This is a genomic window from Mycobacterium avium subsp. avium (assembly GCF_009741445.1).
Taxonomy (GTDB): Bacteria; Actinomycetota; Actinomycetes; order Mycobacteriales; family Mycobacteriaceae; genus Mycobacterium; species Mycobacterium avium.
On record NZ_CP046507.1, the window covers coordinates 4,340,391 to 4,361,630 of the forward strand.

At 68.8% G+C, this 21,240-nt stretch carries 24 protein-coding genes; 10 read left to right on the plus strand and 14 right to left on the minus strand.

Annotated elements, in window-relative coordinates:
• Nucleotides 1-12: 12 nt before the first annotated feature.
• The 7 genes from MAA44156_RS20295 to MAA44156_RS20325 all read left to right on the plus strand — a co-directional run bounded on the left by MAA44156_RS20295 (nt 13) and on the right by MAA44156_RS20325 (nt 6,410).
• Nucleotides 13-321 carry a WXG100 family type VII secretion target gene (locus MAA44156_RS20295; protein ID WP_003873697.1) on the plus strand — a complete coding sequence of 103 codons (309 nt, stop codon included), beginning with the start codon at nt 13-15 and terminating at the stop codon, nt 319-321.
• The gene (locus MAA44156_RS20300; RefSeq protein WP_003873698.1) at nt 314-604 is read left to right on the plus strand and encodes a WXG100 family type VII secretion target; all 291 of its coding nucleotides are present in this window, start codon (nt 314-316) and stop codon (nt 602-604) included. The genes MAA44156_RS20295 and MAA44156_RS20300 overlap by 8 nt, the downstream gene beginning before the upstream one ends.
• A gap of 4 nt (nt 605-608) precedes the next feature.
• Entirely contained in the window at nt 609-3,125 is a 2,517-nt protein-coding gene (locus tag MAA44156_RS20305; RefSeq protein ID WP_009979293.1) for a glycohydrolase toxin TNT-related protein, read from the plus strand.
• 10 nt (nt 3,126-3,135) lie between these two features.
• Nucleotides 3,136-3,765, plus strand: coding sequence for an Imm61 family immunity protein (locus MAA44156_RS20310; protein WP_128971838.1), 630 nt, complete (start codon nt 3,136-3,138; stop codon nt 3,763-3,765).
• Nucleotides 3,766-4,029: 264 nt separating this feature from the next.
• Nucleotides 4,030-4,941: an HAD family hydrolase gene (locus MAA44156_RS20315; RefSeq protein ID WP_011726172.1), complete on the plus strand. Its 912-nt coding sequence runs from the start codon at nt 4,030-4,032 to the stop codon at nt 4,939-4,941.
• A gap of 44 nt (nt 4,942-4,985) precedes the next feature.
• Nucleotides 4,986-5,510: an FAS1-like dehydratase domain-containing protein gene (locus MAA44156_RS20320; RefSeq protein ID WP_003873705.1), complete on the plus strand. Its 525-nt coding sequence runs from the start codon at nt 4,986-4,988 to the stop codon at nt 5,508-5,510.
• Entirely contained in the window at nt 5,511-6,410 is a 900-nt protein-coding gene (locus tag MAA44156_RS20325; RefSeq protein ID WP_003873706.1) for a cyclopropane mycolic acid synthase family methyltransferase, read from the plus strand.
• Nucleotides 6,411-6,490: 80 nt separating this feature from the next.
• Here the strand turns inward: MAA44156_RS20325 and MAA44156_RS20330 are convergent, their stop codons facing one another.
• The 9 genes from MAA44156_RS20330 to MAA44156_RS20370 form a co-directional block, all read right to left on the minus strand.
• Entirely contained in the window at nt 6,491-7,579 is a 1,089-nt protein-coding gene (locus MAA44156_RS20330) for a lysophospholipid acyltransferase family protein (protein ID WP_170924259.1), read from the minus strand.
• Nucleotides 7,561-8,688, minus strand: coding sequence for an SDR family oxidoreductase (locus MAA44156_RS20335; RefSeq protein WP_003873708.1), 1,128 nt, complete (start codon nt 8,686-8,688; stop codon nt 7,561-7,563). The genes MAA44156_RS20330 and MAA44156_RS20335 overlap by 19 nt, the downstream gene beginning before the upstream one ends.
• A gap of 51 nt (nt 8,689-8,739) precedes the next feature.
• On the minus strand, nt 8,740-8,841 hold the full coding sequence (locus MAA44156_RS20340) for a 30S ribosomal protein bS22 (protein WP_003402602.1): 102 nt from the start codon (nt 8,839-8,841) through the stop codon (nt 8,740-8,742).
• 134 nt (nt 8,842-8,975) lie between these two features.
• On the minus strand, nt 8,976-9,233 hold the full coding sequence (locus MAA44156_RS20345) for a cell division/environmental response transcriptional regulator (protein ID WP_010950195.1): 258 nt from the start codon (nt 9,231-9,233) through the stop codon (nt 8,976-8,978).
• A gap of 138 nt (nt 9,234-9,371) precedes the next feature.
• A complete protein-coding gene (gene proC / locus MAA44156_RS20350; RefSeq protein WP_175609960.1) occupies nt 9,372-10,247 on the minus strand; it encodes a pyrroline-5-carboxylate reductase in 876 nt (291 codons plus the stop codon).
• A 27-nt stretch (nt 10,248-10,274) separates the two neighbouring features.
• Nucleotides 10,275-11,117 (minus strand): thioesterase family protein, encoded by an 843-nt coding sequence (locus MAA44156_RS20355; protein ID WP_009979301.1) that lies wholly within the window; start codon nt 11,115-11,117, stop codon nt 10,275-10,277.
• 24 nt (nt 11,118-11,141) lie between these two features.
• Nucleotides 11,142-11,984 carry a sugar phosphate isomerase/epimerase family protein gene (locus MAA44156_RS20360; protein ID WP_009979303.1) on the minus strand — a complete coding sequence of 281 codons (843 nt, stop codon included), beginning with the start codon at nt 11,982-11,984 and terminating at the stop codon, nt 11,142-11,144.
• Nucleotides 11,985-11,999: 15 nt separating this feature from the next.
• Entirely contained in the window at nt 12,000-12,968 is a 969-nt protein-coding gene (locus MAA44156_RS20365; protein ID WP_009979304.1) for an Rv0497 family membrane protein, read from the minus strand.
• Nucleotides 12,965-13,981: a Ppx/GppA family phosphatase gene (locus tag MAA44156_RS20370; protein WP_003873714.1), complete on the minus strand. Its 1,017-nt coding sequence runs from the start codon at nt 13,979-13,981 to the stop codon at nt 12,965-12,967. Before MAA44156_RS20370 ends, MAA44156_RS20365 begins: the two co-directional genes overlap by 4 nt.
• A 118-nt stretch (nt 13,982-14,099) precedes the next feature.
• Here MAA44156_RS20370 and MAA44156_RS20375 point away from each other — a divergent pair, with 118 nt between their 5' ends.
• From MAA44156_RS20375 to MAA44156_RS20385, 3 genes are read left to right on the plus strand one after another with little or no spacing between them, the layout of a single operon-like run.
• Entirely contained in the window at nt 14,100-14,903 is an 804-nt protein-coding gene (locus MAA44156_RS20375; RefSeq protein ID WP_003879313.1) for a DUF3109 family protein, read from the plus strand.
• Nucleotides 14,904-14,922: 19 nt separating this feature from the next.
• Complete coding sequence (locus MAA44156_RS20380; RefSeq protein WP_009979305.1) at nt 14,923-15,867, plus strand: tocopherol cyclase family protein; 945 nt, start codon at nt 14,923-14,925, stop codon at nt 15,865-15,867.
• On the plus strand, nt 15,864-16,364 hold the full coding sequence (locus MAA44156_RS20385; RefSeq protein WP_009979306.1) for an NUDIX hydrolase: 501 nt from the start codon (nt 15,864-15,866) through the stop codon (nt 16,362-16,364). Before MAA44156_RS20380 ends, MAA44156_RS20385 begins: the two co-directional genes overlap by 4 nt.
• On the opposite strand, the gene regX is transcribed toward MAA44156_RS20385, so the two are convergent.
• The 5 genes from regX to mshA all read right to left on the minus strand — a co-directional run bounded on the left by regX (nt 16,365) and on the right by mshA (nt 21,180).
• On the minus strand, nt 16,365-17,048 hold the full coding sequence (gene regX, locus MAA44156_RS20390) for a two-component sensory transduction protein RegX (protein ID WP_003873718.1): 684 nt from the start codon (nt 17,046-17,048) through the stop codon (nt 16,365-16,367).
• Between the two features lie 155 nt (nt 17,049-17,203).
• Nucleotides 17,204-18,433, minus strand: coding sequence for a sensor histidine kinase (locus MAA44156_RS20395; RefSeq protein ID WP_085988277.1), 1,230 nt, complete (start codon nt 18,431-18,433; stop codon nt 17,204-17,206).
• Between the two features lie 164 nt (nt 18,434-18,597).
• On the minus strand, nt 18,598-19,347 hold the full coding sequence (locus tag MAA44156_RS20400; protein WP_003873722.1) for a phosphoglyceromutase: 750 nt from the start codon (nt 19,345-19,347) through the stop codon (nt 18,598-18,600).
• A gap of 52 nt (nt 19,348-19,399) precedes the next feature.
• Nucleotides 19,400-19,909: a type III secretion system chaperone family protein gene (locus MAA44156_RS20405; RefSeq protein ID WP_003873723.1), complete on the minus strand. Its 510-nt coding sequence runs from the start codon at nt 19,907-19,909 to the stop codon at nt 19,400-19,402.
• Nucleotides 19,906-21,180: a D-inositol-3-phosphate glycosyltransferase gene (gene mshA, locus MAA44156_RS20410; RefSeq protein WP_009979311.1), complete on the minus strand. Its 1,275-nt coding sequence runs from the start codon at nt 21,178-21,180 to the stop codon at nt 19,906-19,908. Before mshA ends, MAA44156_RS20405 begins: the two co-directional genes overlap by 4 nt.
• Nucleotides 21,181-21,240 lie beyond the last annotated feature (60 nt).

Here is a 21,240-nt window from a genome sequence, read left to right on the forward strand (position 1 = left end):
TATGTTCCGGCTATGAGCGACAACACGGTGCGGGTCGACCCTGTGGTGATGCAGGGCGCCGCCGCGTCGCTCAGCGGTGCGGCCGAGCATCTTTCGGCACAGCTGGGCCAGCTCGACGACCAGGTCGGTCAGATGCTGGGCGGGTGGCAGGGCGCGTCGGGCAGCGCGTACGCCGCGGCGTGGGAGCTGTGGCATCGCGGCGCTCGCGAAGTGCAGCTCGGGTTGGCGATGCTGGCCCGCCTGGTCGGCCAGGCCGGCGAGGCCTATGCGAGCAACGAGGCCGGCGCCGCCCAGGCCGAACGGGCGGTGCGCGGTGGCTGAGGCGTTCCGGGTGGACCCGGCGGCGCTGGCCGACGCGGTGCAACGGATGGCCGAATTCCAGCGCTACGCCGAGGACATGATCGCCGAAATCGATTCTCGCGTAACGCGTTTGCACCAGACGTGGACCGGTGAGGGCGCCGCGGCGCATGCCGAGGCGCATCAGCATTGGGTGCGCGGCGAGGCGATGATGCGCGAGGCGCTGGCGCAGCTCGGCAAGGCGGCCTCGACCGCGCACGGCAACTACACCGGGGCGATGTCGAAGAATCTCGGCATGTGGTCGTGACCCGATGGCGCCGCTGGCGTGTGATCCCACCGCCCTAGACCACGCCGGCGCCACCGTGGTGGCCGCCGGTGAGTCGTTGGGTTCGGTGATCTCGACCTTGACGGCGGCGCTGGCCGGCACCTCCGGGATGGCCGGTGACGATCCGGTGGGCGCCGCGCTGGGCCGCCGCTACGACGGCGCGGCGGCCAAGTTGATCCAGGCGATGGCCGACACGCGGAATGGGTTGTGCAGCATCGGCGATGGGGTGCGGATGTCGGCGCACAACTACGCGGTGGCCGAGGCGATGTCGGACCTGGCGGGCCGGGCCTCCGCCCTGCCGGCACCCCAGGTGACCGGGCCGTTGACGGTCGGGGCGCCGCCGTCGGCGGTGGGTCACGGCAGCGGCGCCCCGGCCGGCTGGGGCTGGGTGGCCCCGTCTATCGGGATGATCTGGCCCACCGGCGATTCGGCGAAATTGCGGGCCGCCGCGGCGGCCTGGGCCACCGCCGGTGCCAACTTCATGGCCGCCGAGACCGCGGCCGGCGGCGGAACGATGGCAGCCATTGGCGCACAACAGATTCCGGAGGGCGCCGCGATCAACAAGGCGCTGGCCGACGCCTCCAGCGCCACGGCCGACGTGGCGCGGCAATGCCAGACGATCGCCGCGCAGCTCAACAGCTATGCGGCCAAGGTCGACCAGGTGCACGCGGCGATCCTGGATCTGTTGTCGCGCATCTGCGATCCGCTGACCGGGATCAAAGAGGTCTGGGATCTGCTGACCGACGAAGACGAAGACGAGATCAAGAAGATCGCCGACGACATTCGCACGGTGGTCGACAACTTCGGCCGGGAGGCCGACACGCTGGGCGGCCAGATCGAGGCCACGGTGTCCGCGGTTGCCGCGGCCACAGAGAACATGAGCCATTGGGCCGGTAAGGAGTGGGACCACTTCTTGCACGGGACGCCGGTCGGCAGGGCGCTCAACCAGGTGGGCCAGGCCTTCAAAGGCGTCGGTGAGGAAGGCTGGGGATTTCTCAAAGGGCTGTACGAGGTCAGTCCCAACCGGATGCTGCTGGATCCCGTGGGTTACGGCAAAACCATGGCCGGCATGGTTGAAGGGGCCGGGACGCTCGTCGGCCTGGGGCCCGACGGCGTGCCGGGAGCGTTCGACGCGTGGAAGGCGCTGGGCAAGGACGTCACGCACTGGGACGAGTGGGGCTCGAATCCGGCCGAGGCCCTCGGGAAGTCCACTTTCGACGTGGCGACGTTGGCCTTGCCCGGCGGGCCGCTGTCCAAGCTGGGCAAATTCGGGCACAGCGCCGCCGATGCGCTGAAAGGGCTGAAGAAACCGCCCGGGGTTCCCAAGCCTCCGGAGGTCAAGCCCCCGGCCGCGCCCAAAGCGCCGGACTCGGGCCAGCCGGCGCCTTCGGGGAAGCCGGGGCCGGTCGCGCCCTCGGGGAAGCCGGCGCCCGGGCCGGCCGACGGTCCGCTGCCGCACAGCCCGACCGAGTCCAAGCCGCCGGCTGGCGGGACACCTCCGGCCGCTGAGCCGCCCAAGCCGACCGCCGCACCGCACAGCGGCGAACCGAAACCCATTGCGACGCCACCGGAATCGGTCGGCAAGCCAGTGACGCCCCCGCCGGCCGGAGACGGCGAACCTCCGGCAGTCCCTGCCGCCGCTGCTGGCCTGCCCGTTGAATCGACAGCCGCCGCTGCGACTCACCTTCCCACTCCGCCGTCGCTCCCGATGGGTGGCGGTGCGCCACCCGAAGCACCCTCCGGCCTGGGAGAGGTACCCCACGCCGGGGAACCGAGTGCTCCTCCAACCGAGCCCCACGGCGGTGGCGCACACCCGCCGGGAGACGGCACCGGGCCGCCCCACTCGCCCGGCGACGGTGGTCCACATCCGCCGGGAGACGGCAATGGGCCGCACGACTCCCATCCGGGCGATGGCGGTCCACATTCCCCAGGAGACGGCAACGGGCCGCATGACTCCCATCCCGGCGATGACAGCGATATGCCTGGCGATCATCATCCTGTGGACGGCAGCGACAATGGCCCGCCTAGAGCGAGGGATGTTTTCCCTGACGCGAAGGAATTTGGTGAACTTTCCGAAACCGAATACCGCGAACTATTTGAAGACGAAAACGGCGAACTGATATATCCGGATGTTAATGATCCTGCGAAGCCCTATGCTATTCCAGGCACGGCTCGAAACCTTACGCCTTCCGAGATCGCAGCCTTAGATGGTAAGTGGCTGGACCGTATCGGACATCCATCGGGGGACTGGCTAGCCTTCGAAGGCACCCCATATGAGGGGCGTTCGCTGCCCCACACCAGCCTCGATAAGCCGTTGCACTCTTACAAAGTGGACGCATCGGTTGGCCTCCCGCCAGGCTGGAACATCGAATTCTCCATCGCTGCGCCATGGTTCGGCCACCCAGGCGGTGAGCCCCAACTCCTGCTCTTGGCACCGGAAGGCGAGGAGGCTAGCGTCCAAGAACTTGTCGACAGGAGATTCTTGAATGAATACTATCATTAGGGAGTACAGCATGATCGATCTGTATATAAACCTGAGCGAGTTTCCTCCAGAATTACATCGGATCGTGAAGTCGTGGTACTCTTGGCAAGCACTTTCCCTGCGCAAAATGCGCAAGCCTTTGCCGCAAAGCGGGGCCAAGGTAGACAACTCGAGTCAGACTCCAGACTGGGCGTCGCGGCCACCGACGATGACCGACAATGAAACCCTTCGCTTCCTTGACGATTACGAACTTGCCTACTTTCTGGTTCTTGGCAAGGACGGATACTACATCGACAAGAAATCTCGCAGTTCGCGAAAGAACTTATGGATGTTCAGGCGATTCGACGATGCCGAGAAGTACATGCTATTTCTAATCAGCCAAGAAGCGCGGCCGGGGAGATATAGCGATTCGCCAAGCTATCGCTGGTATCAAGAGGGCCTACATCCGGGAATAACTCTTACGAAGCCTGATCCGGTGAATTATCCCGGGCGGGTCAGCATTACCGTCGACGGTGAACCAATTGACAGAGGTTGGATGCCCGAGCACGACGCCGTCGCAGCATCACATCTGATGCGGCTCAGTTTCGAAGAGCTCGACGGTGCGCTGCGCCAGGGAATTCCGCCCGATTGGTTTAGCTTCAACATCATCACCGCTACCTGAAGGCGCCGACCCTCCTCAGAAGCCGAGGGCCTATCGCGGTGTGAGCCAAGCGCCGAGCGTGAAGTTAGTTTCACGCTCGGCGCCGAGCGTGAAACTAACTTCACGCTCGCGGGGGCGACGGGCGACAGGCGACGGGCGACGGGGAGAACGGGGAGCCCGGCCGGCCGCCGAACCGTCAACGCCCCCACGCCGTCTGCCCGATAGGGTTGGATATCGGGCACCCGCTGGGTCGCCAGGCAGCACAGCGATCTAGGAGGTTCGGCGATGACTTCCTCTGACCCGGTCAACGCAGACCCCACCGGTCACGTTGACTTGGAGTCGCTGGCCGCTGACGCCAGCGCCGCCCGCGCGATCGAGGGCATGCAGGAAGCCGCTGCCACCCAGGAGGACCGCCCGCAACCCCCGATCGACCTGACCGCCGCCGCCTTCTTCGACGTCGACAACACGCTGGTGCAGGGCTCCTCGGCGGTGCACTTCGGCCGCGGGCTGGCCACCCGCAACTACTTCACCTATCGCGACGTCCTCGGATTCATCTACGCGCAAGCCAAATTCCAGGTGCTCGGCAAGGAGAACAGCAACGACGTCGCCGCCGGCCGGCGCAAGGCGCTCGCCTTCATCGAGGGCCGGTCGGTCGAGCAGCTGGTGGCCCTCGGCGAGGAGATCTACGACGAGATCATCGCCGACAAGATCTGGCCGGGCACCCGCGAGCTCACCCAGATGCACCTCGACGCCGGACAGCAGGTGTGGCTGATCACCGCCACGCCCTACGAACTCGCGGCCACCATCGCGCGACGGCTCGGCCTGACCGGCGCGCTGGGCACGGTGGCCGAATCGGTCGACGGCGTGTTCACGGGGCGGCTGGTCGGCGACATCCTGCACGGCACCGGCAAGGCACACGCGGTGCGCTCGCTGGCGATTCGCGAGGGGCTCAACCTGAAACGCTGCACCGCCTACTCCGACAGCTACAACGATGTGCCGATGCTGTCGCTGGTGGGCACCGCGGTGGCCATCAACCCCGACGCCCGGCTGCGCGCCCTGGCCCGCGAACGCGGATGGGAGATTCGCGATTTCCGCACCGCTCGCAAGGCGGCCCGGATCGGGGTGCCGTCGGCGCTGGCGCTGGGCGCCGCCGGTGGTGCGCTGGCCGCTCTGGCCTCCAGACGGCAATCGCGCTGATAAGCTGCGCCGCGCAGACATTTTTGAGCGGAGAGCACAGCGGCATGACAGTCCCCAAAGAAGCCGAAGGACTTATCGGCAGCCATTACCGGGCACCCGACTACTTCGAGGTCGGTCGCGAGAAGATCCGCGAGTTCGCGCTCGCGGTCAAAGACGACCACCCCGCGCACTTCGACGAGAGTGAATCCGCCGCAGCTGGGTACCCCGACATGGTGGCGCCCCTCACGTTCCTCGCGATCGCAGGTCGCCGCGTGCAGCTGGAGATCTTCACCAAGTTCAGCATCCCCATCAACATCGCCAGGGTCATCCACCGCGACCAGAAGTTCAAGTTCCATCGCCCGATCCTGGCCCACGACAGGCTGTATTTCGACACCTATCTAGACTCGGTGATCGAGTCCCACGGCACCGTGCTCGCGGAGATCCGCAGCGAAGTGACCGATGCCGATGGAAAGCCGATTGTCACCAGCGTCGTCACGATGCTGGGGGAGGCCGCACACCAAGAGGCCGACGCGGCAGCGACCGCCGCGGCAGTTGCATCCATATCAGCAGGAAAGTTAGGGGCGATATAGATGACGTCACAGGGGGAAACACAGCTCAAACCGCCCGTCGAGGCGGTCCGATCCCACTACGACAAGTCGAACGAGTTCTTCAAGCTCTGGCTTGACCCGTCGATGACCTACAGCTGCGGCTACTGGGAAGAGGGCGCCAAGACGCTGGAAGAGGCCCAGTACGCCAAGCGCAAGCTCGCGCTGGACAAGCTGAACCTCGAGCCGGGAATGACGCTGCTCGACATCGGCTGCGGCTGGGGTTCCACCATGCGCCACGCCGTGGAAGAGTACGACGTCGACGTCATCGGCCTGACGCTCAGCGAGAACCAGTACGCCCATTGCGTGGCCGAATTCGACAAGATGGACAGCCCCCGCCGCAAAGAGGTGCGGATCCAGGGGTGGGAGGAATTCCCCGACGAGCCGATCGACCGCATCGTGTCGCTGGGCGCGTTCGAGCACTTCGCCGACGGCGCCGGTGACGCCGGGTACGAGCGCTACGCCACCTTCTTCAAGAAGTACTACGACCTGCTGCCCGACGACGGCCGCATGCTGCTGCACTCGATCGTGGTGCCGACCCGCGAAGAGGGCAACGCGATGGGCTTGAAGGTGAACATGACCCTGCTGCGGTTCATCAGCTTCATCCTCAAGGAGATCTACCCGGGCGGGAAGCTGCCGCAGGTCAACCTGGTGGACAAGTACGCGACCGACGCGGGTTTCAAGATCGAGCGGCACCACTTCATCGGAAAGAACTATGTCCCGACGCTGACCGCCTGGGGCGACGCGCTCGAGGCGCACAAGGAAGAGGCGATCGCCCTCAAGGGTCAGGAGACCTACGACATCTACCTCAAGTACTTGCGGGGCTGCGCCGAGCTGTTCCGCGACGGCTACACCAACGTCTGCCAGTTCACCATGGTCAAGTAGGCCGGCCAGCGTCGAGTTGTTGGGCCGAAAAACGGCTTAATCGCCCAACAACTCGACGTTCGGCGGGCAAGCCGAAGAACTCAGCCGAAGAAGATGTTGCGGCGGCCGGCCAGCAGCCGGTACAGCGTCTGCTGGATGGTCTCGCGCACCTGGTCGGTCAGCTCGAAGGTGACCATCGGGTCGTCGGCGTCGGAGGCCGCGTAGTCGCCGGTGTAGATCGGCTCACCGAACGCGATGTGCCACTTCGACGGCAGCGGCACCAACCCCATCGGCCCGGCCAACGGGAAGAGCGGCGTGACCGGGAAGTAGGGCAGCCCGAACAGCCGGGCCAGCAGCTTGACGTCGGTCAGCATCGGGTAGATCTCCTCGGACCCGATGATCGAGCACGGGATGATCGGCGCCTTGGTCCGCAACGCGGCGGTGACGAACCCGCCGCGGCCGAACCGCTGCAGCCGGTAGCGGTCCTCGAACCGCTTGCCCAGCCCCTTGTAGCCCTCCGGGAACACGGCGGTCAGCTCGCCGGCGGCCAGCAGCCGGTGCGCGTCGGTGGTGCAGGCCATGGTGTGCCCGGCCTTACGGGCCGCCTCGCCCACCACCGGCAGGTCGAACACCATGTCGGCGGCCAGCAGCCGCAGGTCCCGGTGCGCGGGGTGCTCGTCGTGCACGGCCACCGACAGCATCAGCCCGTCGAACGGCAACACCCCGGCGTGATTGGCCACCACCAGCGCGGCGCCCTCGGCGGGCAGGTTCTCGATGCCGCTCACCTCGACCCGGAACCAGGACCGGAAGAAGACCCGCAGCAGGGGCCGCACGATCGCGCTGTTGAAATGCGGGTCAAAGCCGAACTCGTCGACGCTGTAGTCACCGGTGAGGCGCTGACGCAGGAACCCGGCGACCGCGGCGACCCGCTGCGCCAGCTCGTTGAGCGGCGCCTCCGGCGACGACGCGCCGGCCGCGCGGCGGTGATCATCGATCTCGCGGACCACCGCGGCGATCTGCTCGGCGGATGCGCGGCCGCTGGGATCGGACAGCAGCGAAGGATGCTGGCGAGCTGACTCGGCCCGTTGATCGGCTCTCCGACGCGCCGCTACCCGACCCCGATTCGTGTGCAGTGGAATGACATTCGCTCTGGTTTCACCCGCCACGATACCTACCTGACCCCACCCCACGGAATTGGATTTCGGCTACCCCAGCGCTGGGCCAGGGCTATGGCGCGACTCTCCAGGGAGCGTACCCGATCTGGATCGATTATGGGAGTCAGGCCGCGGCCGCGAACGTAGTCGTCGAAGGCCTCCGCGGTCGTCCATTTCGGCTGGTAGCCAAGCTCTGAACGCATCCGGCTGGTGTCCATCACGCGGCCGTAGCTCAAATAATCGAACTGATCGCGACTGATCTCGTTGTAGCGGTTGGCGCGCCGCAACGAGTCCAGCGCCCAGACGCCGAAACCCGGTACCGGCAAAGGAATCCGGCCGGCCCGCCGGATCGCCTGCGAGAGCATGATGATGCCGTCGGCGCCGATGTTGAAGGTGCCGGCCTTGCCGGCCATCGCCGCGCGCTCCAGCGCGCCCAGCGCGTCCTGCTCATGCAGCAGCTGCAACCGCGCGTCCCGGCCGAGAATGGTCGGCACCAACGGGCCGGCCAGATAGCGCGACAGGGTGGTGTCCATCGCCGGGCCGATCATGTTGGCCAGCCGCAGGATCGTGACCGCGATGTCGGGCCGGCGCCGCCCCAGACCGCGCGCATAGGCTTCGATGTCGAGGCTGTCCTTGGCGAAGCCGGCCCGGAACGGCCGGCGGCTGGTGCTGTCCTCGGTGAACATCACCGGGTCGTGCGCACTGGAGCCGTACACCTCCGACGTCGACTTGAGCACCACCCGGCGCACCGACGGCGCCTTCTGGCAGGCGGCGAACAGCTGCATCGCGCCCATCACGTTGATCTCTTTGAGCGCCGCGGTGCCGCCGGACCGGGGCGCGTACGACGCGGCCGCCGCGTGCACCACGGTGTCGACGTCGCCGTTGCGAATCACCTTGGCTATGAAGGGATTACGGATGTCGGCGCGGACGAATTCGGCGCGACCCATCCGGCGCAGCATGTCCTTGCTCGGGGCGATCGCGTCCACCGCGATGACCCCTTTGATCATCGGGTTCTGCGCCAGGCGAGCGGTCAGGTAGCCGCCGAGAAACCGGCAGGCGCCGGTGACCAACACGATCTTGGGGTAATGCACCGTGTTGCCGGCGGTGTCGTCCGGTCCGGAATTGTGCCCATTCGACGGATCCACCCGAACAGCCTAACGGCCGGGCGGGGCGGCGGCACCGGGCCGCCGACGGAGTTACTTGCCGAGTTTTCTGCGCTGCACCCGGGTGCGACGCAGCAGCTTGCGGTGCTTCTTCTTCGACATACGCTTGCGCCGCTTCTTGATTACTGAACCCATAACTCCGCTATCTGACCGTGGCCTGCTTCAAAGATTGGACCCGGACACTTTACCCGGCCGGATGCATCGAACACCAAACCGGAGTCGGGTGACCGCGCCCGCGCAGGACCGGTGCCGCCGCGCCGTCGTCGGGCTCAGCCGGCGTCGAAGTAGGACGTCTCCAGCATGTCGTGGACGGCCTTGGCGTGCACCCGGAACGACCGCCCCACCCGCACCGCGGGCAGTTCGCCGTTGTGCACCAACCGGTAGACCGTCATCTTGGAGACCCGCATCAACGCGGCCACCTCGGCGACGGTGAGAAATTGCGTCCTGCCCTGCTGGCCGTCGCCGGAACCGGCGTCCCGTGCCTTACCTGCAGAATCTCGCGCTGATGGCCCGTTCGTAGACGTCATCGCAACCCAATCGTGTCAGGCACGCGCATGCCAGCGGCTTCCCCTCCGCTGGCACCGACACGCGCTTACACAAGGAGAATAGCGGGACTAATGGGGTTACTGGTACTGGTGGGGGACAATCAGTTCAAAATTCTTGGATTACTCCGATGTAATTCTTAGCTGCTCAGAGCGTATTTTGGCGGCCTGGACGGCGGCGTCGACGGCCGCCCGCAGGCCCCCCCGCTCCAGCTCGCGCAGGCCGGCCGCGGTGGTGCCGCCCGGGGAGGTCACCGTGGCCCGCAGCTGGGTGGCGGTGGCGTCCACCCGCATCCCGGGCGTCTCCGCCTCGCCCAGTCGCCGATCGGCGTCCATCCGCTCCAGCAGCATCGCCGCCGAGCCGGCCATGGTCTGGGCGGTCAGGTCGGCCGCCACCTCGCGGCTCAGGCCCGCGGCCACCCCGGCGTCCACCAGGGCCTCCACCAGCAGGAAGAAATACGCCGGCCCGGAGCCGGACAGGGCGGTGACGGCGTCCATCTGGCTCTCCGGCACGCTCAGCACGCCCCCGACCGAGTCGAACAGCGCCGAGACGCCCTCGAGCTGCGGGGCGGTGACGAAGCGGCCCTTGGCCAGTGCGGTGACCCCGGCGCCGACCAGCGCGGCCGCGTTCGGCATGGCCCGCACCACCGGTGTCCCGGCCGGCAGCCGGGATTCGAAGTAGCCGATGGTGACCCCGGCGGCGACCGTGACGAACACCTGCTCGGCGGTGTCGCTCTCGGCCTGGCCGGCGGCGCGGGCGATCTCGGACATCACCGACTCGACGTCGGCCGGTTTCACCGCGACCACGACGAACGACGCGTTTTCCACCGCATCGGCCACCGAGGTCATCAGCACCGAGTAGGTGTCGGCCAGATATTTGGCGCGCTCGGGAACCCGCTCGACCACCACCAGGTCCTTGACCTGCCGGCCCGCCCGCAGCAGACCCGACAGCAGGGCCTCCCCGATGCTGCCGCCACCGATGATCGCGATTCTTGCCATGCCGGACAGCATCGCAGACACCGCCGGCTAAGGAGCGGCAGGGACCAGGGCCAGCTGGCGGGCCTGCACCACCAGGCGGCCCAAGCTGTCGACGACGGTGTGGTCCTCGTCGAACCAGTCGTGCCCGATCTCGGTGCAGGTCGCGATGATGCGCAGCCAGCCGTCGGCCGGCAGGCCCCGCAGAAACGCGGTGAGCTGGATCGTCGGCGCCCAGCCAGTGCGGTCCACGGCGAAGGTGACCGGCGCCGACAGGTCGCCGCACATCAGCGCGAACAGCGCATCCGGCGCCACCCCGCGGGGGCGTGCCCACATCTGGATCACCGGCGGTCGCCCGTCGGCGGAGGGCTGCATCGTCGACAACACCGGCCGCACGTCGCACCCCTCGCCCAGGTGCACCAGGCCGGCCAGCGGATGCCCGGGCCCGATCGGTTCGATGTCGTCGGGCGGTTCGGGCGGCATCAGAGCCGGCACCGGGTTGGCCGACAGCAGCGGCTTGGCGCTTGCCGCCGACCCGTCGGCCGGAAAGTGCTCCGGCTCACCGAGATTGACGACGGCGTGCACGGCGGTCCGCTCACCCTGGGTGAGCTCGACGTCGACCACGCTGATCCGCCGGCCGCGCTTGCGGATCGACGTCACCAATCGCATCGGCCCCGGATCGGGCGCCCACAGGAAGCTGGCCGACACCGCCACGGGCTGCTGCGCCGATTCCGGCCCGCCGGCGCAGGCGGTGCGGGCGGCGTTGGCGCACAGCGCCAGCATCGCGCCGCCGTGCACCTTGGGACCGATGGTCCAGCGCTTGTCGAGCTCGCCGTCGTAGACGCCGGATCCGGCCTCCCGCAACGTCATTGCGGTGGTGAATAACGCGTTCATGAACTCGGGGGGTCTCCTGGGTGGTCAGCGCAGCAGATGGGTGCGGGCGAACTGTAGCGATTCGGCGAGCATGGCCTCCCGCTCGGTGGCGCTGCGCGCGCTGGACGTCGACACCTCGAGGATGACGTGGCCGGCGAAATGGCCGGCGGCCAGCATCTGGCACACCTCGGCGGTGGGCTGGGTGCCGCGGCCGGGCACCAGATGTTCGTCGGCGGGCAGCCCGTTGCCGTCGCACAGGTGCAGGTGCACCAGCCCGTTGCCCATCCGCCGCGCCATGTCCAGCGAATCGGTGCCGGCCGTCGCGGTGTGGGACAGGTCCAGCGTGTAGTGGGCGTGGTGGCCGTCCAGCGGGTCGTAGGACGGCGCGAACGCCGAGATCGCCGGGCCGGGGCCGCCGCCGCGGCGGCGCATGCGTTCCAGCGACTGGCCGGCCCCGAAAAACCGGTCCGCCCGGAACGGGAACATGTTCTCCACCGCGATCATCACGTCGCTGGCCGCCTCCAGCGTCGCGACCTGCTCGGTGAACCCCTCGGCGTACCGCCGCTGCCAGCGGAACGGCGGATGCACGACGACGGTCTGCGCGCCCAGTTGCTCGGCGGCGCGCACGCTGCGGTCCAGCTTGGGGATCGGGTTGGCGCCCCACACCCGCTGCGAGATCAGCAGGCACGGCGCGTGCACGGACAGCACCGGCACCCGATAGCGCCGGGACAGCTTCTTGACGGCGGCGATGTCCTGGCTGGCCGACTCGGCCCACACCATCAGCTCCACCCCGTCGTAGCCGAGCCGGGCCGCGTATTCGAACGCGGCCTCGGCCCGCAACGGATACACCGAAGCCGTGGACAGGCCGACTTTGATGGCAGGGCGCACTGTCTGTCGGTGCCGCTAGCCCGACTGCAACGACAGCGCCAAGGGCCCCAGGGTGATCAACGCACCCACCGCGACCGCGATCAACGTGCTGGCGATGTCCTCGGTCTTGCGCACCACCCGCACCCCGACCACCAGGCCGAGGATGACCAGCACCGAGAGCACCAGGGCCACGATGCTGTTCCAGCGCCACAGCTGGTCGAAGGCCACGAACAGCCCGGCGCCGAACGCGACGGCCAGAATCGATTGCAGCACAACCACACTGCCGCGCCAGATCGCCTCGAGCCTGCCGGGCGCCGGGTGTGCCGCCTCGGCGTCCTCGTCCTCGAGGTGCGCCGCGTCGAGGTCCTCGTCGGTCAGCGTCGCGGCATCCGCGTGGTCGTCGTCGAGATCCTCGCCGAGGTCGTCGTCGAGCGCCGAATCCGATTGCAGATACGAGCGCACGTACGCGGAGTCCTCCAACGCCGGTTCGGCCTCGCGCACCTCGGAGTCCATCACGTCCACCGGAATGTCGGCGTAGTGGTCCATCGGGTCGGGGCTCATGTCCTCGGCGCCCGAGGATCGCCGGCCGGTGCCGTTGGCGGACGGGCCCGGCTCGGGCAGCGGCCGCGGGTAGGCGCTGCGCTCGGGCCCGGGGGCGCGCTTGGGCTGCGGCGGCGACTTGGGCCAGCGCGGCTCGGGCTCGGACCAGTAGGGGGTCTTGGGCTCGTCTTCGGCTACCGGTTCGGCGGGTTCGGCCACGGGTTGGGCGGGTGCGGCCGTGTCGACGGTGTCGGTGGCGCCGGGTTGGTCGTCGGGCTCGTCGTCACGGATGACCGGGATCTCGCCGGTGAGCTCGGCCACGGTCACCGCGTCGCTGTCGCCGCGCCGCCGGCGACGCCGCCGGGTGACCGCCGGGGCGCCGATGGTTCCGTTTCTGGCCAGCAATTCGGCAACCGAGATCGGCCGAGTGCCCGGGCTCTCGGTCTCGGAATGCGGTCCGGTCATGGTTTGTCGCCTCTCGATCGGTTCTGATTCCGATCAACTACCTGACCTCCAGCATTACGCACGGACGGCTCCATGAGGGCCGTTCCGTCGGCTTCGCTGTCGAGTTTGCGCAAGATGAGACCTTCCCGTAACGCCCACGGGCAGATATCCACCGATTCGATCGACAGCGCTCGCATGCTCGCCTCCGCCACCAAAGCGCCCGCCACGATCTGCGGCGCCCGCTCGGCGCTCACTCCTTCCAGTTCGGCCCGGTCAGCGGTCGTCATCCTAGAGATGAAAGATATGAGTTGCCTGAGGCCGTTTGCTGTCAGCGTCCTTTTGACCCGCGGTCCGGCGCCCGAGGGCGCCGCCCCGGTGAGCCGCGCCAGCGAGCGAAACGTCTTCGACGTCGCCACCGTGAGGTCCGGGGTTCCGGCCTCCAGGATGTTTTCGCTGGCCTCGGCGAGCTCGGCGTCCAGCCAGTCCCGCAGCATCGCCACCCGGCGCCGGCCGGGCGGATCGTCGGGCAGCCATTCGCGGGTCAGCCGGCCCGCGCCCAGCGGCAGCGACAACGCCACCTCGGGCTCCTCGTCCAGGCCGCTGGACATCTCCAGCGAGCCGCCGCCGATGTCGAGGTTGATGATCCGGCCCGCGCTCCACCCGTACCAGCGGCGCACCGCCAGGAACGTCAGCCGGGACTCGTCGACCCCGGTCAGCACCCGCAGCTCGACGCCGGTCTCCTTGCGGACCCGATTCAACACTTCCTCGGAGTTGCCCGCCTCCCGCACCGCCGAGGTGGCGAACGCCATCAGCTCCTCGCAGCCCGAACTGTCGGCGATCTTGGCGAATTCGTCGATGGTGGAGATCAGCTTCTCGGCGCCGCGCTTGGTGATCTTGCCGGCGCTGTCGGTGGCCTCGGCCAGCCGCAGGGTGGCTTTCGTCGAACTCATCGGGGTCGGATGGCCACCCCGGTGGGCATCGACCACCAGCAGATGCACCGTGTTGCTACCCACGTCGAGCACGCCCAATCGCACGCCAACAACCTAACGGTGCCCCGATCGCCCCGCGTCGCGCGACCCGGTCAATCGCCGTGATCAGAGCCATACCGGGCCCGAGTGTCAGCGGCTCGGCGAGACCGCATCTTCGTCTAACGTGGACGACGTGGCGAATTCGCACCCGCAACCGGGACAACCCGGACAAGAGGTCGAGCTGGATTTCGCCCGCGAATGGGTGGAGTTCTACGACCCCGACAACCCCGAGCACCTGATCGCCGCCGACCTGACCTGGTTGCTGTCGCGGTGGACGTGCGTGTTCGGCACGCCGGCCTGCCAGGGCACCGTGGCGGGCCGCCCCGACGACGGGTGCTGCTCGCACGGGGCGTTCCTGTCCGACGACGACGACCGCGCCCGACTGGACGACGCGGTCAAACAGCTGACCGATGACGACTGGCAATTCCGGGAAAAAGGCTTGGGCCGCAAGGGTTATCTGGAGCTCGACGAGCACGACGGCCAGCCGCAGTACCGCACCCGCAAGCACAAGGACGCCTGCATCTTCCTGAACCGGCCGGGTTTCGCCGGAGGTGTCGGGTGCGCGCTGCACAGCAAGGCGCTCAAGCTCGGCGTGCCGCCGCTGACCATGAAGCCCGACGTCTGCTGGCAGTTGCCGATCCGGCGCAGCCAGGAGTGGGTGACCCGGCCCGACGGCACCGAGATCCTCAAGACCTGGGTCACCGAATACGACCGCCGCGGTTGGGGTTCCGGCGGCGCGGACCTGCATTGGTACTGCACCGGCGACCCGGCCGCTCACGTCGGCGCCACCCAGGTGTGGGAAAGCCTGGCCGACGAGCTCACCGAGCTGCTGGGCGCCAAGGCGTACGCGGAGCTGGCCGCAATGTGCAAGCGCCGCAGCAAGTTAGGGCTCATCGCGGTGCATCCGGCGACCCGGATCGCCGAGTAGCCACGACGTCGGGCCTGTGGTGGACGACGAGAAGCGATCGGCCGCCGCCCCGCGCTGGCGCGGCCGGCCGGGGCGCCTCGAGGTCTGGTACGCCACCCTGTCCGATCCGCGCACCGGCGCGGGATTGTGGGTCCATTGCGAGACCGTGGCCCCGCTGCGCGGCGCCGCCTACGGGCACGGCTGGGCCACCTGGTTTCCGCCCGACGGGCCGCCGCGCACCGGCCGGTTCGGGCCGGTGCCCGCGCACCCCGCCACCGGCCCGGACTGGTTCGCCTGCGCGGGCGTTCGGGTGGCCGACGAGCAGCTGCGCGGGCGGGCCGGAGCGCTGGCCTGGGAGCTGTCCTGGACGGACCCCACGCGCCCGCTGTGGACGTTCCCGCGACTCGCGTGGGAGCGTGAGCTGCTGCCCGGCGCGCAGGTGGTGCTCGCCCCCACCGCCGAGTTCACCGGCCGGTTGCACCTCGACGGTGCCCCCGCGCGCGTCGAGGGGTGGCGTGGCGGTGTCGCCCACATCTACGGGCACGGCAACGCCCGTCGCTGGGGGTGGATGCATGCCGACCTCGGCGGCGGCGACGTTCTCGAGGTGGTTTCCGCGGTGTCGCACAGGCCCGGGCTGCGCCGCCTCGCGCCGTTGGCTTTCGTGCGCTTCCGGCTCGACGGACATGATTGGCCCGCAAGCGTTTTGCCGTCGCTGCGGATGCGGACGCGATTGCAGCTGCCGCACTGGCAGCTGGCGGGCCGGATCGGCGGGCGCCGGGTGTGCATCCGGGCCGACCTGCCGCCGGAGCGCTGCGTGAGCCTGGGCTACACCGATCCCGACGGCGGCACCGCGGTGTGCACCAACACCGAACGGGCCGACATCCGCGTCGAGATCGACGACCGGCGGTGGTCGGTGCTCGGGCACGCCGAAGTGGGGCTGCGCGGCGCCGAGGCACCCGCCGTCAACGAGCGGATCCCGGCGTGACGCCGGTCCCGGATTTCATCGTCGAGCTTCGCCGGCGGATCGGTCATGCGCCGCTGTGGTTGCCCGGCATCACGGCCGTCACCATCCGCGGCCGAAAGGTGTTGCTGGTCAAGCGATCCGACAATGGCGCCTGGACGGCCGTGACGGGCATCGTGGAGCCGGGCGAGAATCCGGCCGACTGCGCCGCCCGCGAAGTGCGCGAGGAAGCGGGGGTCAGCGCGCGGGCCACCCGGCTGGCGTGGGTGCACGTGACCCGGCCGGCCATCCACGCCAACGGCGACCACGCCCAGTACCTGGATCACGTGTTCCGGATGGAGTGGCTGTCCGGGGAGCCCTTCCCCGCCGACGACGAGAGCACCGCCGCCGCGTGGTTCGACCTCGACGAGCTTCCGCCGATGACGGCGGACATGCGTCGGCGTATCACGTTGAGCGCCAACGACGATGAGCGGACCGTCTTCGACACCGACGGTCCGCCCCCGGCACGCCCGTCGGGCTAGTTAGCCTTCCAGCTTGTAGCCCAGCCCGCGCACCGTCACCAGGTGCACCGGGTTGGCCGGGTCGGCTTCGATCTTGGAGCGCAGCCGCTTGACGTGCACGTCGAGCGTCTTGGTGTCGCCGACGTAGTCGGCGCCCCACACCCGGTCGATCAGCTGGCCGCGGGTCAGCACCCGGCCGCTGTTGCGCATCAGGTACTCGAGCAGGTCGAATTCCTTGAGCGGCAACGTGATCGTGTCACCGTTGACCGAGACGACGTGGCGTTCGACGTCCATCCGCACCGGGCCGGATTCGAGCACGCCGTCGCTGATCTCGGAGTCGTCGTCACCGCCGCGGCGCAGCACCGCCCGGATCCGCGCGATCAGCTCCCGCGCCGAATACGGCTTGGTCACATAGTCATCGGCGCCGAGCTCGAGGCCGACGACCTTGTCGATCTCGCTGTCCCGGGCGGTCACCATGATCACCGGCACGCTGGAACGCGCGCGCAGCTGCTTGCAGACGTCGGTGCCCGACATCCCGGGGAGCATCAGGTCGAGCAGCACGATGTCGGCGCCGGCCCGATCGAACTCGGCGAGCGCGGCGGACCCGTCGGTCACCACGGTGGCCTCGAAGCCCTCCTTGCGGAGCAGGAAGGCCAGCGGGTCGGCCAGCGACTCCTCGTCCTCGACAATCAGCACACTGGTCATCGGCGCGATTCCTCCTCATCGCTACGCTCTGCATCGTCATACGCGCGAGTCATCGGCGCGATTCCTCCTCATCGCTACGCTCTGCATCGTCATACGCGCGAGTCATCGGCGCGATTCCTCCTCATCGCTACGCTCTGCATCGTCATACGCGCGAGTCATCGGCTTAGTTCTTCCTCTCGTTGGGAACGGTTGGGCCGCACCTCACGACCCTGCGGCTGCTCGGATTCGCCGTCGCCCCGATCCGGCGCCACGGCCGCCGGAATGGACAGGGTGAATGTCGATCCGGTGCCCGGCTTGCTCCACACCCCGATGGTGCCGTTGTGATTGGCCGCGACGTGCTTGACGATGGCCAGGCCCAGGCCGCTGCCGCCGGTGGCGCGTGAGCGCGCCTTGTCCCCCCGGAAGAACCGCTCGAAAACCCGCTCCTGATCCTCCAGCGCGATGCCGATGCCGCGGTCGGTGACGGCGATCTCGATGTTGTCGCCGCGGCGGCGACGGCTGATCGACACCGGCGAGCCCGGCGGCGAATAGGCGATGGCATTGGACACCAGGTTCGCCAACGCGGTGACCAACAGCGTCTCGTCGCCCAGCACCCGCAAACCGCTGGGGGCGTCGGTCCGAACCTCGATGTTGGCGTTGTCGGCCGCCACCTTGTGGCGCGAAATCGCTTCGTTCACAACACTATCCACGTCGACCTCAGTGACGTTGGTCAACCGCTCGGCGCCCTGCAGCCGGGACAGCTCGATCAGCTCGGCAACCATGTCGCCCAGCCGGTTGGCCTCGACCAGCACCTTCTCGGCGAACCGGCGCACGGTCTCGGAGTCGTCGGCCGACGCCAGCAGCGCCTCGGCGAGCAGCGCCATGGCCCCCACCGGAGTCTTGAGCTCGTGGCTGACGTTGGCCACGAAGTCGCGCCGGGTCGCCTCCATCCGGGCATAGTCGGACTGGTCGTGGGCGAACACCACGGCGAACCGGCGGTCTTCCTCGCTGAGCAACCGCGCCTGCCCGTGCACCGACAGGCCGGACCGGCCCCCGGACCGTTTCGCCGGCCGCAGGTCGAATTCCACGTCGACACCGGTCAGCGCCTGCTGCGCGGCCTCCCAGGCCTGGTCATCGAGCTGGCGGTCGCGCACCAGGCCCAGCTCCTTGGCCCGGTCGTTGAGGTAGACGACGCCGCGGTGGGCGTCCACCACCGCCGCGCCCAGCGGCATCAGCGCCACGATGCGTTCCAGCATTTGCGCGACGGTGATCCCGGTCCATTCGGTGCTGATCCGCTGGCGGCGCTGCGCCGCCCGCGGGGACAACCGGGTCCCGACCGCCACACCTGCGGCCAGTGCCAGCACGGACAAGACCCCGGCCAGCAACAGTGCCGAGAACACAGTCACATAGCAAATCCTACAAATCTTCCTGAACGCTGCCCTAGCGGAACGAGGCCAAAATCGGACAAGTCACACCTTGCGTAACAGGTGTTCTGCTTCCGTTCACGTGCTGTTTGGCAAATGGGGCTTTCGGCGCACCCCTGGGCAGCCTCCCGGCGGGGTTCGACGCCTCAGCCGCGCCCCTGGCTGGCAACCGCGGCGGCGCCGGCGGCGGCCGCCTCGGGGTCGAGGTAGGTGCCGCCGGGAACCAGCGGCCGCAGCCGGGCGTCCAAGTCGTAGCGCAGCGGGATGCCGGTCGGGATGTTCAGCCCCACGACGTCGTCGTCGGACATCTGATCGAGGTGCTTGACCAGGGCGCGCAGCGAGTTGCCGTGCGCGACGATCAGCACCGTCTTGCCGCTGCGCAGGTCCGGGACGATGACATCGGTGAAGTACGGCAGGAACCGGACGACCACGTCGGCCAGGCACTCGGTCAGCGGCCCGCCGCCGATGTCGGCGTAGCGCGGATCGGCGTCCTGGCTGTAGGTGCTGCCCCGCTCGATCGGCGGCGGCGGCGTGTCATAGCTGCGTCGCCAGGCCATGAACTGCTCCTCGCCGTAGCGCGCCTTCGTCTCGGCCTTGTCCAGGCCCTGCAGCGCCCCGTAGTGGCGTTCGTTGAGCCGCCAGCTGCGCCGCACCGGGATCCACAGCCGGTCCGCGGCGTCCAGGGCCAGATGCGCGGTGGTGATCGCGCGGCGCAGCAGCGACGTGTAGAGCACGTCGGGCAGCAGGCCCTGCTCGGCCAGCAGCTCGCCGCTGCGCACCGCTTCGGCGCGGCCCTTGTCGGTCAGCCCGACATCCACCCAACCGGTGAACAGGTTCAGCGAGTTCCATTCGCTTTCGCCGTGGCGCAGCAGTACCAGCGTGGCAGTCTCACCCATGCCGGTTAGTCTCTCACGCACCCGAAAAGCGCTGCCGGGCGTGGCCCCCGGGCTAACCCTCGTCGTCGTCGATCAGATGAGCAAAGGCCTGCAGGTTCTTCAGCGACTCGCCGCGCGACACCCGCCACTCCCACTCTTTCTGGATCGACGAGCGAAAACCCAACTCCAGCAACGTGTTGAAGTCCGAGTCCACCGCTTCGAGCACCTGCCCGAGCACCCGGTCGATCTCGTCGCCGCTGACCGACGCCAGCGACATGCGGCCCACCAGGTAGATGTCGCCGACGTTGTCCAGCGTGTAGGCCACGCCGTAGAGGCGGCGGTTGCGTTTGAGCAGGAACCGGTACACGCCCTCGTGGTTCTCGTCCGGTTTGCGGCACACGAACGCCTCGACCCGCACCGAGTGCTCGCCGACGCTCAGGATGGTGTTGGTCTTGAGCTTGCGCTCGCCGGGCAGTTCCACCACCAGGCCCGACGGACCGCCATGCGCCCCAGCGTGTTTCGAGTAGGTCAGGCCGCTGGCCTGCAGCGTGTCCTCGATCACCCGCTCGACGGTGGCGCTCATGCGCCCACCCCCCGGCGCTCGGTCGTGTACTCGCGGATCGCGCGCCGGTAGCTGGCCAGCAGCGCGTCCGTGGTGTGGTCCCAGGAGAAGGTGGCGGCGTGCGCGGCCGCCGCGCGGCTCATCGCCGCGGCCGCCGGGGCGGGCGCGCGCAGCAGCCCGGCCAGCGCGTCGGCCCAGTGGTCGACGTCGTGCCCGGCCACCAGGGTGCCGGTGACGCCGTCGCGCACGGCCACCGGCAGCCCGCCGACCGCGGCCGCGGCCACCGGGGTGCCGCACGCCTGCGCCTCCAGCGCCACCAGACCGAAGGACTCCGAATAGCTCGGCACCGCAACAAGATTGGCCGCCTGGAACAGAGTGGCCAGGTTCGGGCGGGACTGCGGGGGCAGGAACGTGACCCGCGCGGAGATGCCGAGTTCGTCGGCCAGCCGGGCCAATCCGTCCGGCGAGGCCAGGCCGGTGCCCGACGGCCCGCCGGCCACCACGATGCGCACCCCGGGCAGTTTCGCGGCGGCACGCAACACGATGTCGGGGGCCTTCAGCGGCTGGATGCGGCCGACGAACGCCACGATGTCCTCGTCGAGCGGCAGCCCCAGCGCGGCCCGGGCGGCGCGGCGGTCGCCGGGCCGGAACACGTCGAGGTCCACCCCGGGATGCACGACGTCAATCCTGGCCGGGTCGGCGTGGTGGATCGAAATCAGTTGCCGCGCTTCGTCGTCGGTGTTGACGATCAGCCGGTCGGCCTCGTCGACCACCTGCTGCTCGCCCACCGTGCGCAGCGGCGGCTCTGGCGAATCCCCTTGCGCCAGCGCGGCATTCTTCACCGCGGCCAGGGTGTGCGCGGTGTGCACCAGCGGCACCGCCCAGCGGTCGCGCGCCAGCCAGCCGACCTGCCCGGACAGCCAGTAGTGCGAGTGCACGATGTCGTAGTAACCCGGCTCGTGCGACGCTTCGGCGCGCAGCACTCCGGCCGCGAACGCGCACAGCTGGGTGGGCAGATCGTATTTGTCCAGGCCCTCGAACGGCCCGGCCACCACGTTGCGCACCAGCACGCCGGGCGCCACCCGCTGCACCGGCGGGTCGGCCGAGGCGGTCGCCCGGGTGAAGATCTCCACCTCGATGCCGCGGCGTGCCAGGTGCAGGGCGGTCTGCAGCACGTAGACATTCATGCCGCCCGCGTCGCCGGTGCCGGGCTGGGCCAGTGGCGAGGTGTGGACCGCCAGCACGGCCACCCGGCGCGGCTCATTCAGCCGGAAGACGTCATCGTGCCGCACTCTGTCATCTTTACAGGATGGTTCGCCGCCGGGCCCAAGTGCGCAGCACACGGCGGCGTC

Excerpts from the sequence above, each read along its gene's own strand:
- MAA44156_RS20365 (WP_009979304.1), bottom strand. The coding sequence starts at position 12,968 with ATGACCGGACCGCATTCCGAGACCGAGAGCCCGGGCACTCGGCCGATC.
- MAA44156_RS20315 (WP_011726172.1), top strand. The coding sequence starts at position 4,030 with ATGACTTCCTCTGACCCGGTCAACGCAGACCCCACCGGTCACGTTGAC.
- MAA44156_RS20340 (WP_003402602.1), bottom strand. The coding sequence starts at position 8,841 with ATGGGTTCAGTAATCAAGAAGCGGCGCAAGCGTATGTCGAAGAAGAAG.
- MAA44156_RS20310 (WP_128971838.1), top strand. The coding sequence starts at position 3,136 with ATGATCGATCTGTATATAAACCTGAGCGAGTTTCCTCCAGAATTACAT.
- MAA44156_RS20355 (WP_009979301.1), bottom strand. The coding sequence starts at position 11,117 with ATGAACGCGTTATTCACCACCGCAATGACGTTGCGGGAGGCCGGATCC.
- MAA44156_RS20345 (WP_010950195.1), bottom strand. The coding sequence starts at position 9,233 with ATGACGTCTACGAACGGGCCATCAGCGCGAGATTCTGCAGGTAAGGCA.
- regX (WP_003873718.1), bottom strand. The coding sequence starts at position 17,048 with ATGACCAGTGTGCTGATTGTCGAGGACGAGGAGTCGCTGGCCGACCCG.
- MAA44156_RS20295 (WP_003873697.1), top strand. The coding sequence starts at position 13 with ATGAGCGACAACACGGTGCGGGTCGACCCTGTGGTGATGCAGGGCGCC.
- MAA44156_RS20405 (WP_003873723.1), bottom strand. The coding sequence starts at position 19,909 with ATGAGCGCCACCGTCGAGCGGGTGATCGAGGACACGCTGCAGGCCAGC.
- MAA44156_RS20400 (WP_003873722.1), bottom strand. The coding sequence starts at position 19,347 with ATGGGTGAGACTGCCACGCTGGTACTGCTGCGCCACGGCGAAAGCGAA.
- MAA44156_RS20320 (WP_003873705.1), top strand. The coding sequence starts at position 4,986 with ATGACAGTCCCCAAAGAAGCCGAAGGACTTATCGGCAGCCATTACCGG.
- MAA44156_RS20325 (WP_003873706.1), top strand. The coding sequence starts at position 5,511 with ATGACGTCACAGGGGGAAACACAGCTCAAACCGCCCGTCGAGGCGGTC.
- proC (WP_175609960.1), bottom strand. The coding sequence starts at position 10,247 with ATGGCAAGAATCGCGATCATCGGTGGCGGCAGCATCGGGGAGGCCCTG.
- MAA44156_RS20305 (WP_009979293.1), top strand. The coding sequence starts at position 609 with ATGGCGCCGCTGGCGTGTGATCCCACCGCCCTAGACCACGCCGGCGCC.